Source organism: Duganella vulcania (genome assembly GCF_009857655.1).
GTDB classification, from domain to species: domain Bacteria; phylum Pseudomonadota; class Gammaproteobacteria; order Burkholderiales; family Burkholderiaceae_D; genus Rugamonas; species Rugamonas vulcania.
Window position 1 is genome coordinate 258114 of the sequence record NZ_WWCX01000002.1, and the last position, 16184, is coordinate 274297.

The 16184-nt window shown below is 66.4% G+C and carries 12 protein-coding genes; 8 read left to right on the forward strand and 4 right to left on the reverse strand.

All coding sequences use genetic code 11. From position 1 onward, the window contains the following. Positions 1 to 49: 49 nt before the first annotated feature. From GTP90_RS04230 to GTP90_RS04250, 5 genes are all read left to right on the forward strand, one after another. Positions 50 to 1771, forward strand: a complete 1722-nt coding sequence (locus GTP90_RS04230; protein ID WP_161082304.1) for a GGDEF domain-containing protein — start codon at positions 50 to 52, stop codon at positions 1769 to 1771. Positions 1772 to 1906: 135 nt separating this feature from the next. Beyond that, positions 1907 to 3685 carry an IucA/IucC family protein gene (locus GTP90_RS04235; protein ID WP_161082305.1) on the forward strand — a complete coding sequence of 593 codons (1779 nt, stop codon included), beginning with the start codon at positions 1907 to 1909 and terminating at the stop codon, positions 3683 to 3685. Then, positions 3682 to 4893, forward strand: a complete 1212-nt coding sequence (locus tag GTP90_RS04240; RefSeq protein ID WP_161082306.1) for an MFS transporter — start codon at positions 3682 to 3684, stop codon at positions 4891 to 4893. The genes GTP90_RS04235 and GTP90_RS04240 overlap by 4 nt, the downstream gene beginning before the upstream one ends. Next, the gene (locus tag GTP90_RS04245; protein WP_161082307.1) at positions 4890 to 6713 is read left to right on the forward strand and encodes an IucA/IucC family protein; all 1824 of its coding nucleotides are present in this window, start codon (positions 4890 to 4892) and stop codon (positions 6711 to 6713) included. Before GTP90_RS04240 ends, GTP90_RS04245 begins: the two co-directional genes overlap by 4 nt. 18 nt (positions 6714 to 6731) lie before the next feature. Then, entirely contained in the window at positions 6732 to 8774 is a 2043-nt protein-coding gene (locus tag GTP90_RS04250) for a TonB-dependent receptor (protein WP_161082308.1), read from the forward strand. A gap of 11 nt (positions 8775 to 8785) precedes the next feature. Here GTP90_RS04250 and maiA read toward each other — a convergent pair whose 3' ends face one another. From maiA to GTP90_RS04270, 4 genes are read right to left on the reverse strand one after another with little or no spacing between them, the layout of a single operon-like run. Beyond that, complete coding sequence (gene maiA / locus GTP90_RS04255) at positions 8786 to 9430, reverse strand: maleylacetoacetate isomerase (protein WP_161082309.1); 645 nt, start codon at positions 9428 to 9430, stop codon at positions 8786 to 8788. After that, positions 9427 to 10764 carry an MFS transporter gene (locus tag GTP90_RS04260; RefSeq protein WP_161082310.1) on the reverse strand — a complete coding sequence of 446 codons (1338 nt, stop codon included), beginning with the start codon at positions 10762 to 10764 and terminating at the stop codon, positions 9427 to 9429. Before GTP90_RS04260 ends, maiA begins: the two co-directional genes overlap by 4 nt. Before the next feature lie 28 nt (positions 10765 to 10792). Next, positions 10793 to 11815, reverse strand: coding sequence for a fumarylacetoacetate hydrolase family protein (locus GTP90_RS04265; protein WP_161082311.1), 1023 nt, complete (start codon positions 11813 to 11815; stop codon positions 10793 to 10795). Beyond that, entirely contained in the window at positions 11812 to 12348 is a 537-nt protein-coding gene (locus tag GTP90_RS04270) for a VOC family protein (RefSeq protein ID WP_161082312.1), read from the reverse strand. The genes GTP90_RS04265 and GTP90_RS04270 overlap by 4 nt, the downstream gene beginning before the upstream one ends. Positions 12349 to 12437: 89 nt before the next feature. Between GTP90_RS04270 and GTP90_RS04275 the strand changes: the two genes are divergently transcribed. The 3 genes from GTP90_RS04275 to GTP90_RS04285 are packed head-to-tail and all read left to right on the forward strand — an operon-like array spanning position 12438 to position 16184. Next, positions 12438 to 13352, forward strand: coding sequence for a LysR family transcriptional regulator (locus GTP90_RS04275; protein WP_161082313.1), 915 nt, complete (start codon positions 12438 to 12440; stop codon positions 13350 to 13352). A gap of 7 nt (positions 13353 to 13359) precedes the next feature. After that, positions 13360 to 13935, forward strand: coding sequence for a gamma-glutamylcyclotransferase (locus GTP90_RS04280; RefSeq protein WP_161082314.1), 576 nt, complete (start codon positions 13360 to 13362; stop codon positions 13933 to 13935). 26 nt (positions 13936 to 13961) lie between these two features. Then, positions 13962 to 16184, forward strand: a complete 2223-nt coding sequence (locus GTP90_RS04285; protein WP_161082315.1) for an alpha-galactosidase — start codon at positions 13962 to 13964, stop codon at positions 16182 to 16184.

Genomic DNA, 16184 nt, shown 5'->3' on the forward strand with positions numbered 1-16184 from the left:
GCAAACTTCGCCGTAAGCGCCAGTTTTGCTTCGGGAATCAACGCCGACCATGCCGCACAGGGATCATCCATTTGCCGCGCAGGGAATCGGGTCGCGCCAGCTCTGGCGCCGGCTGCTGCTGGGCTGCGCGCTGCTGGCGTGGGCGCTGGCGGCGCTGGCCGGGCCAACATGGGCCACCGGCGAGCGCAAGGTGCTGGTGCTGTATTCGCTGGGCTCCGATTCCGCGTCGGCCTGGCAGTCGCTGATCCACAAGGGCCTGTCGGACGAACTGGCCGACAAGCGCCAGACCTCCACGCTGGGCATCTTCGAAGAACGCTTCGACGCCGTGCGCGTCGGCGACGAGCAGGCGCAGGCCGGCATGGAGCAGTACCTGCGCACCAAGTACGCGCACATCCAGTTCGACGCCATCATTACCGAGAACTATGTGGCGGCGCGCTTCCTCAGCGACCGCCCCGACCTGTTCCGCGGCGTGCCGCGCCACTACATGAACCACGGACGCCTGAACTGGTCGCCGCACGACGGCGTCGCCTATCAGGTGCAGGCCAGCTTCAAACGCGCCATCGGCGTGATCCCGCAGGTGGCGCCGGAGGTGCGGCATGTGGTGGTGATCGGCGACAGCACCGACCGCATGCAGGAATCGGTGAACGGCGTGCGCGAAGCGGCCGGCCTCTATGCGCGGCAATTGCGCTTCGAATACTGGGACCGGCTGACCTACGCGGAAATCTTCCGCCAGGCCGCGCTGCTGCGGCCCGGCAGCGCCATCTTCCTGCTGCCGAGCTATCACGACAGCGCCGGGGAGCGCCGCCGGCCGGTGGACATCGCGCGCCAGCTGGTGGCCACCACCCAGGTGCCGATCTTCACCAACTGGGAGGCCATCGTGGTGCCCGGCGTGGTGGGCGGCTACGTGGTCAGCGCCGAACGCATCGGCCGCGCCATCGGCGCCATCCTGTTGCAGCGCAAGCCCGACATCGCGGGCATTCCCGGCTACCTGTTCGACCACGGCGCGGCGCAGCGCTTCCACTTGCAGAATATTCCGCCGACGGCGCAATGGGTCAACCGTCCGCGCAGCGTGTTCGAGCAATACCTTTGGCAGATACTGGCCGGCCTCACGCTGATCGTGCTGGAGGGCGTGTTGATCTCGGCGCTGATCTTCGCGCTGCGCGGCCGGCGCCAGACGCTGCTCGCGCTGCACGATGAGCGCAACCAGCTGGAGGCGCGGGTGACGCGGCGCACGCTGGAGCTGATGGTGGCCAACACCAAGCTCGAACAACTGGCCACCACCGATCCGCTGACCGGCATCGGCAACCGCCGCCGCATGACGGAGCAAATCAACAAGGAGCTGGAACGCAGCCGGCGCTTCAAGCATTCGCTGTCGCTGCTGATGGTCGACATCGACCACTTCAAGGATGTCAACGACGTCTACGGCCACGAGGCGGGCGACCGTGCCATCGTGGCGGTGGCGCGGGCGCTGGAGGGCGGCATGCGCAATATCGACATGGCGTCGCGCTTCGGCGGCGAGGAGTTCGTGCTGCTGATGCCGGAAACCGGGATCGACGTCGCCAGCGGCGCCGCCGAGCGGCTGCGGGCCGATGTCGCCTTGCTGCGCATCGAAGGCGACAACGGCGAACGGATCGCGCTCACCGTCAGCATCGGCGTGGCCTCGTCGACGCCGGAGGGGCCGCCGGACAGCGCCTCGTCGCTGATCTCGCGGGCCGACAAGGCGCTCTACCAGGCCAAGCACGAAGGGCGCGACCGGGTGGTGAGCGCCTGATCTTGCGGCGCGTGCCGGCACGCACGCATTTGATCTTAAATACGAATCATTATCATTTGTATTGACATTCAATCCCATGGCGGATAAGCTGGCGATATAGCATTTAGGACAAGCTTTCAATCCATAGAAGCCGCCATGCCCCACACTCTTGCATTCCTGCCCCACTACGCCGCCGCCCAGGCCCGCACGCTGCGTCAATTCATCGAAGCCTTCTGGAACGAGGGCTGCCTGACCGGCGTCATCGAAACGGAGTGGAACCGGCTGTCGCTGGAGGGCCGGGACGAACAGGATGCCCCGCGGACCTACCACATCGATATCGCCGGCCATAGCGCCTTCGACCGCCTGCGGCTGTGCGGCGAGGTGCGCGCCCCCGGTCAGCCGCAGCCGGACATCGCCACCGTGGTACCGACGCTGGTACGGCACCTGCAACCGCAGGCGGAGGCCTTGCGCCGCTTCGTCACCGAGCTGCAACAGACCGCGCTCAAACAGGCCTGGTCGATGACGGCGGCACCGCAGGCCACGCTGCAATCGCCCTACGCCTTGCAGGAAGCGGAATTGGGCGACGGCCATCCTTACCATCCGTGCTTCCGCTCGCGCATCGGTTTCAGCATCGGCGAGCACCGGCGCTACGGCCCGGAGTTCGCGCAGGCCATCATGCTGACCTGGCTGGCGATCGACCGCCAAGCCAGCGAAACCCACCAGCTGCCGGGGCTCGACTACGACAGCTTCGTGCAATCGCAACTGGGAACGGAGGAGTACCACCGCCTGCTTGGCCTGATCGAAGCCCAGGGCCGCACGCCGGCGCGCTACCGCCTGCTGCCGGTGCATCCGTGGCAATGGGAGCATAGCGTGGCGCCGCACTTCGCCGACTGGCTGGCCGGCGGCACCTTGCTGCACCTGGGCGCAGGCCGCGCCGAATGGCTGGCGCAACAATCGATACGTTCGCTCAGCAGCCTGGCGGCCGACGGCCGCTGCAACCTGAAACTGCCGCTGGCCATCGCCAATAGTTCGGCCGACCGCATCCTCTCCGACCACCACGTGCACAACGCGCCCATCATCTCGCGCTGGCTGGATGGCATCTGCCGCGACGACGCCTTTCTCGCCGATGTCCAGCGGCTGGCGATACTGGCCGAGCCGGCCGGCATCACGGTCGCTGCGCCGCGCCAGCGCCTGGGCGCCTACGGCATGCTGGGCGCGATCTGGCGCAGCGCGCCGGAGTCGGTGCTGGCGGAGGGCGAGCAGGTCTTCCCGATGACCGCCCTGACAACGCTGGCCGGCGACGGCGCACTGACCATCGGTCCGTGGCTGGCCAGGCACGGCACGCAGCGCTGGGTGGCCGCGCTGCTGGAGGCGAGCGTCCCGCCGCTTCTGCATCTGATGATGGCGCACGGCGTGCTGCTCGAATGCCATGCGCAAAACACCTTGCTGATCTTGCGCGACGGCCTGCCTCGCCGTATTGCGATCCGCGACCTGCCCGGCGGCCTGCACTATCTGCGAGGCGCCACCAATGAAGCGCAGCTGGCCGGCCTGCGCTCCGCGCCAGCTTATCGCAACGCGCTCAACGCCAGCGGGGGATTCATGTTCGACTCGCAGGAGGAAGCGCGCGACTACCTGCTGGAAGTGCTGTTCTTCATCAACCTGGGTGAGCTGGCATGGCGGCTGGAGCGCCATCACGGCTATGCAGAGGCGCTGTTCTGGGCCCAGGCCGCGCGCACCGTCCAGGCCTATCAGTCGCGCTTCCCGGAAAACGCCGAGCGCCATCGCGAATTCGATCTGCTCGGCGAGCGGCTGCGGATCGAATGCCTGGCCGCGCGCCGCCTGCTCGGCTGGAGCACACAACGTCTGCGCACGGTAAGCAACCCGCTGGCCGCCGCGCAGACGGTCTCGCCGGCCCATGGCGGCGGCCACCCATGAGCATCGCGCAAGCCGCATCGCGGCAGGCCGGGACGACGCGCGGGGTGATGGTCACCGTCGCCGGCCACTTCGGCGCGGCGTTCGCGGCGTTGTGCATGCCGCCGTTTTATGCGCAGATCCTGGAGTCGAGCTTCCCGGCGGCGGCGCCATCGGCGGCGCTGGCCGGCTGGTACTTCACGCTGCCGACACTGGCCGCAGCTATCGCCAATCCGGCCTGGGGATGGCTGGCCGACCGCATCGGCCGGCGCGCCTCGCTGATGCGGGCGCACGCCGGCTTGTGCCTCAGCTTCATTCTCACCGGCCTGGCGCGCACGCCGCTGGAATTCGCCCTCGGCCTGATGCTGCAAGGGCTGCTGGGCGGAACCTTCTCCGCGTCCAACGCCTATCTGGCGGAACAACTGCCGCCTGCGCGGCTGGCGGCGCTGCTCGGCGTGATGCAGGCCTCGGCACGAACCGCCCTCTTCGCAGGCCCGGCGTTGATCGGCTTGATGAGCGGCCACGCCAACCTGCTGCAGCTGTTCCTGTACCTGGCGTTGTTCCCCGGCGCCGCCTGCGTGGTGCTGTACCTGCTGCCGGAAGCTCCCGCGCCGCGCCGGCCCGTCCAGCCATCGGCCGCCGCGAACGCCGGCGTTCCGTCCGGCGCGCAGGCCATCGCCGCCTGCGATTGCGGCGTCAGCGCGGAGAACCTGTATCGGCTGCAGGCGCTGCTCGCCATCGGCACCGTGCTGTCCTATCCCTACTTTGTCAGCGATCTCGCGCATCGGCTGCAGATCGGCGCCGCCACGGCCGGCATGATGTTCGGCCTGCCGCACGCCCTGTTCCTGCTGCTGGCATGGCCCCTGGGGCGCAAGCTCGGTCACGCCAATGCCCGCGCCGCCCTCAGATGGTACGCCGCGCTGACCAGCGCCGGCCTGCTGCTGCAGGCATTGGCCGATTCGCTGCCAGCACTGCTGGCGGGCCGCATCCTGATGGGCATTGGCATGACCGGCGCCTACCTCGCCATCAACACGCTGGCCGCAGCCACTTCCACCATCGACCGCGCAGGCCGCCACTTCGGCAGCCTGGAAGGGGCCAACAAATGGGGCGCCGTCAGCGCCGGCCTGCTGGCCAGCCTGCTGGCGCCATCGCTCGGCTATGCCGCCCCGCTCTGGCTGGGCGCAGCCGTCGTCGCCGCGCTGTTTATTTCACTGAAATGGAAACTTCTATGAACTCACCGCTGTCAGCCCGACATCTGCAACCCGCGCCTTCCGTTGCCGAGAGCTTCGCCGAACGACAGCACGGCCGCCTGCTGATCAACTGCTATGCGCGTGAAGTGGCGATGCAGGAGCACACGCTGGCCGTGCTGCCGTCCGGCCGCAACCGGCACCCGGCGATGCCCGACGGGTATCACGGCCAGGTGCTGGAAATCGCGCTGCCGCGCGTGGACAGCCAGCTGTGCGTGGGCGTGCTGCACGTATCGGCCACCGCCAATTTCGACTACACCACCGGCGCCTACCTGCGCCAAGGACAGGACGCCTGGCGCGACGCCGGCTGGCGGGAACTGGCTAGCCTCATCATCGAGGACCTGTCGCGCCGCGCCGCCACACCGTTCAACGACGAACTGCTGCAGCAGATCGGCGACAGCATCGCCACCATGCAGGATGTGATGGACCGCCGCCCGGCGCCGGTGGCGCCGGCCGCCGCAGCCGGCGCCACGCCGCTGCTGGCCTATATCGAAAGCGAACAGGGGCTGCTGACCGGCCACCCCTTCCATCCGGCGCCGAAAAGCCGCTCCGACTGGTCGCCCGCCGAGCAGCGCGACTACTCGCCGGAACACAAGGCCAGCATGCGCCTGCACTACTTCCAGCTTCCGCAGGAATGGCTGCTCAGCGACAGCATCGACGCCGGCGCGCTGCAAGGACTCGACGCCGAAGGCCTGCAGGCCGGCGAAGGCAGCGCGATCCTGCCGCTGCACCCATGGCAGGCCGGCTGGATGCGCCGCCAGCCGCGCATCGCCAGCGCCTTGCGCAGCGGTGAAATCCTCGACCTTGGCCCTCACGGCCGCCCCTTCCATCCGACGGCGTCGGTGCGCACGCTGCTGGCCGGGGATGCGGCGTCGTTCGTCAAGCTGTCGCTGAATATGCGCATCACCAACTGCATCCGCAACAACGCCCGCCACGAACTGCAAAGCGCGCTGATCGGCACGCGGCTGTACCGCACCATGCAGGCCGACATGCAGAGCCGCTTCCCCGGCTTTCGCGTGCTGGAAGAGCAGGCCTACGTCACCGTCGACCTTCCCGGCGCCGACCCGGAACTGTCCAACGGTTTCGGCGTGCTGCTGCGCGAGGGCGTGGCGGGTCTGCTGCAGCAGGGCGTGCAGCCGATGGTATGCGCCGCCTTGTTCGGCAATGGCGAACATGGGCGCAAGCGGGTCTTCGCCCTGATCGAACGCTATGCGCTGCACCGTGGCTATACGCTGGAGCAGGCAGCGCGCAGCTGGTTCGCGCGCTATGCGGAAACCGCGGTGCATCCCATCCTGTACCTGCTGTTCGAATACGGCGTGGCGTTCGAGCCGCACATGCAAAACACGGTCGTCGGACTTGACGGCGAAGGTGCGCCCAGCCACTTCATCCTGCGCGACCTGGAACTGACGCGGCTGGCGCCGCAAGCGCAGGCGCTGGCCCGCGCCATGCAGCTGGAACCCGGCACGCTGTCGGCCCTGTGCTGCACCGATGAACGAGCCTGGATACGCATCGGCTACTGCCTGTTCGTCAATAACCTGTGCGAGGTCATCGCCAGCATCGCCAACGGCAACCACACGCTGTACCTCAGCCTGTGGGGAGTGCTGCGCAATACGCTGCAGGACTACCTGTCGAAATATCCCAATCCGTCCGCCAGCCGCCGCATCCAAGGGCTGCTGGCGGGCGAGCCTCTGCCGGCCAAAGGCAATCTGCTGACGCGCTTCCTGCGCCAGGCCGACCGCCAGGCCAGCTATCTTCCCTTGTATCACCCGCTCGGCGTCGTCAACGGCGCGGCGGCATCTTTATAACAACCGCTCTCCAAAACAATGAAAACAGTTCTGAAACCACTTCCCCTGCTGCTGGCAGGCTTCGTTTTTTCCGCGCAGGCGGATGACATCCAGACCATGCAACAGGTGACCGTAACCGGCTCCAGCGACGGCCTGGCCGCCGGCGCCAGCGGCACCAAGGCCCAGGGCAGCCTGCTCGACGCGCCGCAATCGGTCAGCGTCGTGACCCAGGAAAACCTGCGCAACCGCGCCGCGCTGACCAGCAAGGACGCGCTGGACTACGTCAGCAGCGTGGTGGCCGGCCAGGGTGAAGGCCGCCGCGACGAGTTCTATATCCGCGGCTTCTACTCGCTGCGCGACACCAGCCTCGATGGCGTGCGCGATGACACGCTGTATTCGCGCGACCTGGCGACGGTCGAGAAGATCGAAGTGATCAAGGGCGCGGCGGCGGCGCTGTATGGGCGCGGCTCGGCCGGTGGCCTGATCAACCGCGTCAGCAAGCAGCCGCGCGCCAGGCAGGAAACCGAAGTCTCCGCCACGCTGGGGTCGGACAACGAACGGCGCGTGAGCGTCGATGCCGGCGGTGCGCTGAGCGATACCATCAACGGTCGCCTGATCGCCGTGTACGACACCGGCGACAGCTATCGCGACGTGGTCGAACACACACGCAAGCTGCTGGCGCCCTCGGTGAAATTTGCGCTGTCGCCGGCCACCTCGCTGCTGCTGCAGGCCGAGGTGCAGCGCGAGGACCGCACGCCGGATCGCGGCGTGCCATCGCTGGCAGGCCGGCCGGTGGCGGTGCCGCCGTCGACCTTCTACGGCGAGAGCTACGACTACACCAGCACCGACAGCGACATGGCGAAGGTCAAACTGGAACACCGTTTCAACGACCGGCTGAAGCTGGAGAACACCTTCCTGTACAGCCGCACCGAACTTGAAGGCGTGAACACCCGCAACCGCCGCGTCAACGCTGACAACACCGTGTCGCGCCAGATCACCTACTTCCCGCAGACGCAGCGCAACCTGATCAACCAGACCGAGTTGGCGTACACGCTGGACAAGCACGCGCTGCTGGCCGGTGTGGAGCTGTCGGACCAGAAGCGTGACGTCGTCACCGCGCAGACCGGCATCGGCTTGCCGGTGAACCTGTACGCGCCGCAGCATGTGCTGCCGGCGCCGAACCTGGGCGCCCTGCCGGTGGCACTGAACAACGGCTTCACGGCCAAGACGCAGGCGCTGTACCTGCAGGACCAGATCACCATCGCGCCGCAGTGGAAGGCGCTGGCGGGCGTGCGCTTCGACCGCTTCCAGCAGGAGCAGACCAACCGCCTGACCAAGGTGTTCAGCGAGCGCACCGACAACGTGGTGTCGCCGCGCGCGGGCGTGGTGTACCAGCCGCTCGAAGGACAATCGTGGTACCTGAACCTGAGCCGCTCGTCGCAGCCCGGTGGCGGCGACCTGCTTTACACCGGCAGCACGCCGCTGTCGCAGGTCAAGCCGCTGCAGACCGATTTGCAGGAGGTGGGCTACAAGCAGGAGTGGCTGGGTGGACGCATCTCCACCACCGCAGCGCTGTTCCGCATCGAGCAGCGCAACCAGTTGACGCTGGACCCGACCGATCCGGCCGGCCTGCGCCAGCTACAAGTCGGCAAGCAGCGCAACGAGGGCGTGGAGTTGGAGCTGCAAGGCGCGCTGTGGCAAGGCGGCCGCCTGAACGCGTCCTACACCTACAACAACGCGCGCATCGTGGCGTCCAACGATATCCCGAGCGGCAACCGGGCCGAGATGACGCCGCGCCAGCGCGCGTCGCTGTGGGTGGACCAGGAACTGGGCGGCGCGTGGAGCGCGGGCCTGGGCGCAATTCTCAGCGGCGACCAGTTTGCGCTGTCCGACAATACCGTGCGCCTGCCCGGCTACGTCCGCGTGGACGCGGCTTTGAGCTATCGCGCCAAACAGTATGAGGTGCGGTTCAAGTTGAACAACGTCGGCAATGCGCGCTTCTATGAGTCGGCCATCAACAACGTGCAGATCCAGCCGGGCGCGCCGCGCAACGCCAGCGTGACGCTGACGACCCGGTTCTGATCCTGCCGGCGCTATTCGGCGTCCGGCTGCTGCGACGGGTGCGCCTGCTGGAAGGCGGGCAACTCGTTGCAGGCGGCGTGAATGCGCATGACGGTCGGATAGGGCGTCATGTCCACGCCGAAGCGCTGGGCGCTGAAGACTTGCGGCACCAGGCAGCAATCGGCCAATGTCGGCGTGTCGCCGTGGCAGTAGCGGCCAGTGCGCGGGTCGTCGGCCAGCATGCGCTCCAGCGTCGCCAGGCCTAGTTGCAGCCAGTGCTGCTGCCATTCCAGCTTGACCTCCTCGCTTACCTTCAACTGTCCCTTCAGGTACTTCAGCACACGCAGGTTACCCAGCGGGTGAGTATCGGCGGCCACCGTCAGCGCCAACGCGCGCACGCGGGCGCGGTCGGCAGCGCCGGCCGGCAGCAGCGGCGCTTGCGGGCGCGTCTCCTCCAGATACTCGATGATGGCCAGCGACTGGCCGATCACGCTGCCGTCGTCGTCCAGCGTCGGCAACAGCGCCGATGGATTGAGCGCGCGGTAGCTGTCGGTGAGCTGTTCGCCGCCGTCGCGCAGCAAATGAACCGGCACGGCATCGTAGGCCTGGCCTTTGAGGTTCAACGCAATCCGCACGCGGTAGGCGGCGGAGCTGCGGAAGTAGGTGTAAAGCTTCATGCGAAATCTCGTTCTAAAATTGCGGCAGGCTGCGGTGGCGCCATCAACCAGAGCATGACGGCCGACAGCAGCGCCGGCACGGCGGCGATCACGAAGATCGTACTGTTCGGCCAGTTCATGCGTATCAGCTCACCACCCAGCACCGGCCCGATGATGGAGCCGACCCGGCCCACGCCGAGGCTCCAGCCGATGCCGGTGGAGCGCAGCGTGGTCGGATAGTAGTTGGCCGCCAGCGCGTTGACGGCAGGCTGGCCGCCGACGATGCAGAAGCCAGCCACCAGGATCGCCAGGCACAGGAAGGCCAGCGACGCTTCCGGACGGCCGATCAGCACAATCGCCACGCCAGCCACCAGGAAGCCCGGTATCAGCACGCTGCGGAAGCTGGAGCGGTCGATCATCCGGCCCATCATCAGCGTGCCGATGGTGCCGCCGACCGGCAGGATGGTGCCGGCCAATACCGCCATGCTGGTCGACAGGCCGGCGCCCTTGAGGATGGTCGGCAGCCAGTTCGATAAAAAGTACAGGTTGAGCAGATTGAGGAAGTTGACCAGCCAAAGCAGCACGGTGGTGCGCGCGCGGCCTTCGCGGAACAGCTCCGCCACCGAGCCGCGCTTGCCGGCCTTCTCGTGCACCAGGTAGCGGCTGTCCGCATTCACGGGGGCCGATGGATCGATGCGGCGCAGCCACTGGGCCACGCGCTCGACGCGCTTGCCGCTCAGGACCACGTACTGCATCGATTCGGGCAGCATGAAGATCATCAGCACGCCGATCGCCAGCGGCATGGCGCCGCCGACGTAGAACACCGACTGCCAGCCGTACGACGGAATCAGCGCGGCGGAAGCCTGGCCCCCGACCACGGCGCCCACGGTGAAGCCGCAGGAGACCAGCATCATCAAGGTGACGCGGCTGCGCACCGGGCTGTATTCGCCGGCCAGCGCCATCACGTTGGGCATGATGGCGCCCAGGCCGATGCCGGTGACGAAGCGCAGCCATTGCAGCTGTTCGAGCGTGGTGCACGATGGCGTGAGCAGCATGCAGACCGAGAAGAACATGGTGGCGCCGATCAGCACCGGACGGCGGCCGATTTTGTCGGCCATCACGCTGAACACCAGCGAGCCGGCCAGCATGCCAAACAGGCCGGCGCCGAATACCGGCCCGAGACTGGCTTTGCTGACATGCCATTCCTGGATGATGGCCGGGGCCACATAGCCCATCGCCTGCACGTCGAAGCCGTCCATCAGGATGCACAGGCCGCACAACACATAAACGCCAATCTGGAAGGCACCGATCTTGCTCTTGTCGATGAGCGCGGGGATATCCACTAGTTGTTCCATCTTTGTCTCCTCCTGTCTCGCCGGCGCTTTAGCTGCGCTCTTTGTAGTGCGTGACGGTTTGTTCGATGGCGCCGAAGATGCTGGCGCCCTGCTCGTCCTTCATCTCGATCCGCACGCTGTCGCCGAACTTGAGGAAGCCGGTCTGCGGCTTGCCGCTTTCGATGGTCTCGTACACGCGCACTTCGGCCAGGCAGCAGTAGCCCACGCCGCCGTTGGCGATGCTCGATCCATGCAGGCTGCCCTGCTTGTTCGACACAGTGCCGGAACCGATGATGGTGCCCGCCGCCAGTTCACGCGTGGCGGCGGCGTGCGCCACCAGCTGCGCGAAGTTGAAGGTCATGTCCTCGCCGGCATTCGGCTTGCCGAAGGGCTGCTGGTTCAGGTCGACCAGCAGCGGCAGGTGCAGCTTGGTGTCGGCCCAGTGCGCGCCCAGTTCGTCCGGCGTGACGGCCACCGGCGAGAAGGCGCTGGCGGCTTTCGACTGGAAGAAGCCGAAGCCCTTGGCCAGTTCATTCGGGATCAGGTTGCGCAGCGAGACGTCGTTGACCAGCATGACCAGGCGGATCGCCTTGGCGCAGTCGGCGGCGCTGGCGCCCATGCGCACGTCGCCGGTGATGACGGCCACTTCGGCCTCCAGGTCGATGCCCCACTCTTCGGACAGCGCGAAGATCGGATCGCGCGGGCCGATGAAGCTGTCGGAGCCGCCCTGGTACATCAGCGGATCAGTGTAGAAGGAGGCCGGCACTTCGGCGTTGCGCGCCTTGCGCACCAGCTCAACGTGGTTGATGTAGGCCGAGCCGTCCGCCCATTGGTAGGCGCGCGGCAGCGGCGAGTGGCAGTACTGCTGGTCGAACGGGTGGGTGTCGACGGCGTCGCCGGTGTTGAGCGATGCGTAGACCTGCTCCAGCGCCGGCGACACCAGCTCCCAGTTGTCCAGCGCGTGCTGCAGCGTGGCGGAGATCTTCGGTACGTGCTGGTAGCGCGACAGGTCGCGGCTGACCACCACCAGGCGGCCATCGCGGCTGCCGTCCTTCAGGGTCGCGAGCTTCATGCCTTCACCTCCGGGGCGTGCATCCAGGCGGCGTGCTTGGGTGCCTTGCGGGTCTGCGACCACTCTTCCAGCATCTCCCATTTGACGGCGTCGAGACGCTGCATCATCTCCGGCGTGCCGGTGTTGACGGCCAGTTCGAGACGGTGGCCGTTCGGGTCGAAGAAGTAGATCGACTTGAAGATGGTGTGGTTGATCGGGCCGATCACGCTGATGCCGGCGGCCTCCAGGCGCTCCTTGGCGGCCAGCAGTTCGTCCATGGTCTCCACTTCCATCGCCAGGTGCTGCACCCAGGCCGGGGTGTTGTGGTCGCGGTCCATCGGCGCCTGGGTCGGCAGCTCGAAGAAGGCCAGCACGTTGCCATGGCCGGCGTCCAGGAACACGTGCATGTACGGGTCCGGCGCTTTGGTGGACGGCACTTCGTCTTCGGCGATGGCCAGCACGAAGTCCATGTTCAGGTGTTTGACGTACCACTCGACGGTCTGCTTGGCGTCGATGCAGCGGTAGGCCACGTGGTGTATTTGCTTGATTTTCATGTTTGTCTCCAACTTGGGCATGGCACATTAAATGCGAATTTCAGATATCATACAAATCGTATTTTTCAGCTCACTTATCAGGTTTTCCGATGAATCCTAGTTTGCGCCAGATGCGCGCCCTGGTGGCGCTCGCCAAGACCGGCAGCTTTACGCTGGCCGCCGAACACCTCAATGTGACGCAATCCGCGCTCAGCGGGCAGATCAAGGAGCTGGAGCAGTTGCTGGGGGTGCGCGTGGTCGAGCGTACCACCCGCAAGGCGCAACTGTCGGAGATCGGCCGCGAACTCACGCCGCTGTTCGAGAAAATGCTGCAGGACCTGGACCGCGCCATGGCCGACATCGCCAGCCGCAAGGCGCTCAAGCAAGGATCGGTGCGGGTGGCGGCGCCGCAGATGCTGTCCTGCACGCTCATCCCGGAGGTGATCGCCGCCTACAAGGAGCGCTATCCGGACGTGCAGGTATGGCTGGCCGACAGTCCGGTGGAGATGGTGTCGGCGCGCGTGTTCAGTGGCGAGGCCGACTTCGGCATCGGCCCGGACCGCGACACCACCGCCGAGATCGAGGCGCAGCCGCTGTTCGAGATGCCGTTCGTGGTGGTGTATCCGCCCGGCCATCCGCTGGAACGGCGCAAGCGCATCACCTGGGCCGATGTCAACGAGTTCCCGGTGATCTCGCTGCAGGGCCAGTTCACCGAACGGCTGTTGCGCGACATGCACGCCTCGTTCCGCGAGCAGTCGCTGAATCCGTACAACGAGGTGACCTTCATGACCACGGCGCTGGCCATGGTGCATGCGCGGCTGGGCATCACGGTCTGCCTGCCCTACGCGGAAAAGATGGTGCAGCTGTATGGGCTGCAGATGCGGACGCTGGAATCGCCGGCGCTGACGCGGCGCTTCTTCGTGTACACGCGTAGTGCGCGGGCGCTGTCCCCCGCCGCCGAGAGCTTTGTCGCCTTCCTGCAGGAGTTTGCCGCTTCGCATCACTGGAATGTGCCGCAGTTATAATTGATCTATGACAGCAGATACCATCGCCATCAATCAACAGATGGACCAATTCGACGGCCACCACAGCGTTTGGCTGTTCGGCTACGGTTCCCTGATTTACAAAGCTGACTTTCCTTATCTTGAACGCCGCCCGGCCAGCATCGCCAACTGGACGCGGCGCTTCTGGCAGGGCTCGCACGACCATCGCGGCACGCCGGAGGCGCCGGGGCGCGTCGTGACCATCATCGAAGAGCCAGGCGCGGTGTGCCACGGCATGGCCTACCTGATTACGCCGGAAGTGTTCGCGCACCTGGACCATCGCGAGAAGAACGGCTACCTGCGGCTGGCGATACCGATCGCGTTCGAGGATGGCGGCAGCGTGGAGGGCCTGGTCTATATCGCCACGCCGGACAACACCGCCTTCCTCGGCGAGGCTTCGGAGCAGGAGATCGCGCGCCATATCGCCCGCTCCGCCGGGCCCAGCGGGCCGAACAGCGACTATCTCAACCACCTGGCCAACGCACTGCGCGAGCTGGGCCGGCATGACCAGCATGTGTTCGAAATCGAGCGGCATCTGGCCGCGCTGAAAAACCCTCAACCGTAACAATAACGATAGCGAGGCAACACCATATGACCCATGTCGACCAGCGCCGCCGCACCCTCTGCATGCAACTACTCGGCGGCCTCGCCGGCATCGTCATCGACGGTTCCGTCATGGCCCGGCCCTCCGTGGACGAGGCCACCAAGGTCTTCCGGCTCGACGGCGAGGGTGTCACCTACGTGTTCGGCGTCAACAGCGACGGGCAGTTGCAGTCGATGTACTGGGGCAGCGCCTTGTCCAGCGGGGACAGGCTGCCGGCGCCCGTGCCGGTGCCGGAAAACTCCTCCAATGAAATGCCGGTCACGATCACGCCGTTCGAGTTCCCAGGCTTTGGCGGCGGCCTGACAGTTGAACCGGCGCTGAAGGTGACCTTCCCGGACGGTGTGCGCGACCTCGTCTTGCGCTACGTGAGCCACCAACTCGACAAGGACCGGATCGTGGTGCGGATGAAGGACGCCAGCCGCGCCGTGCACGTGACCCTGACGTATGCCATGGATGCAAGCACAGGCATCCTGGCGCGCTCGGCCGTGGTGGAAAACCGCACGGCCAGCTGGATCCAGCTCGACCAGCTGGCGGCTGCGAGCATCAACCTGCCGTTCCGGGACGATTACCGCCTTTCCTACCTCACCGGACGCTGGGGAGGCGAGTTCACCTTGCAGACGCGCCCGATAGAGCCGGGTTCCACGGTGATTGAAAGCCGCAAGGGCGTCACCTCCCACCAGGCCAATCCCTGGATCGCGATCAGCCAGGCCGGCACGGAGGAAGAATCCGGCCCCGTGTGGTTCGGTGCGCTGGGATGGAGCGGTTCCTGGCGCATCCATGTCGATATGGATGCGCTGGGCGGCGTGCGCGCGACCGCCGGCTACAATCCTTTCGACTTCGCCTATCGCCTGAAGCCGGGAGAGAGCCTGGCGTCGCCCGTGTTTCACGCAGGGTATTCGGCGGACGGCTTTGGCGGCGCGTCCCGCATATTCCACCGCTACCAGCGCGAGCGCATCCTGCCTGGCGCGCCGCAGCCGCGCTTGCGCCCCATTCTCTACAATTCATGGGAGGCGACCACGTTCGCCGTCGACGAAGCAGGACAGGTGGCGCTGGCCGAGAAGGCGGCAAGCATCGGCGTCGAGCGTTTCGTTGTCGACGATGGCTGGTTCGGCGCACGCAACAGCGACAAGGCCGGGCTTGGCGACTGGGTCGTCAACCGGCAAAAATTCCCGAACGGACTGGCGCCGCTGATCAAGCGGGTCAATGCGCTCGGCATGGAGTTCGGGCTGTGGGTGGAGCCGGAGATGGTCAATCCGGACAGCGATTTGTATCGTGCCCATCCGGACTGGGTCATCAACTTCCAGGGCCGGCCGCGCAGCGAGGCGCGCAACCAGCTGGTGCTGAACCTGGCACGCAAGGATGTGTACGAGCACCTGCTGACCGTGCTCGACAAGCTCCTCGCGGAGCATGACATTGCCTTCCTCAAGTGGGACCACAACCGCGCGTGGTCGGAGCCGGGCTGGCCGGAGGCGGCGCCCGGCGATCAGCAGAGGCTGTATGTCAGCTACGTGGAAAACCTGTACAAGCTGCTGGCCGAACTGCGCCGGCGCCATCCGAAGCTGGAGATCGAATCCTGCGCCAGCGGCGGCGGCCGCGTGGATCTCGGCATCATGGCGCTGACCGACCAGGTGTGGACCTCCGATAATACCGATCCTTTCGACCGGTTGCTGATCCAGGACGGCTTCAGCCACGCCTACGCACCGGGGATCATGATGGCCTGGGTGACCGATGCGCCGAACTACCTTAACAAGCGCGTCACGTCGCTGGAATACCGATTCCTGTCGTCGATGCAGGGTTCGCTGGGTATCGGTGCCAACCTGAATCACTGGCGGGAAGAGGATTTTGCCACGGCAAAGCGCCTGGTCGCGGAATACAAGACGATCCGGTCGACGGTGCAGCGAGGGAAGCTGTACCGTCTCGTGTCGCCGCAGCGCGGAGCGGCGCGCTCGGCCACGCTGTCCGTGGCGCAGGACGGCAAGCAGGCCGTGCTGTTCGCGTTCCTGCACTCTGGCGGCAGGCGCAATCCGCAGCCGGGCATCCAGCTGCGCGGGCTCGATCCGAAGCGGAATTATTCGCTGCGTGCGATTTCCGGCAGCGCGACGGCGCAGACGCCGCACGTTGCCAGCGGCGCTTACTGGATGGGACGTGGCATCGATGTCGTGCTGGAAGGAGATTTCCAGGCTGCGGCCTTTGTGCTGGAAGGCGCTTGA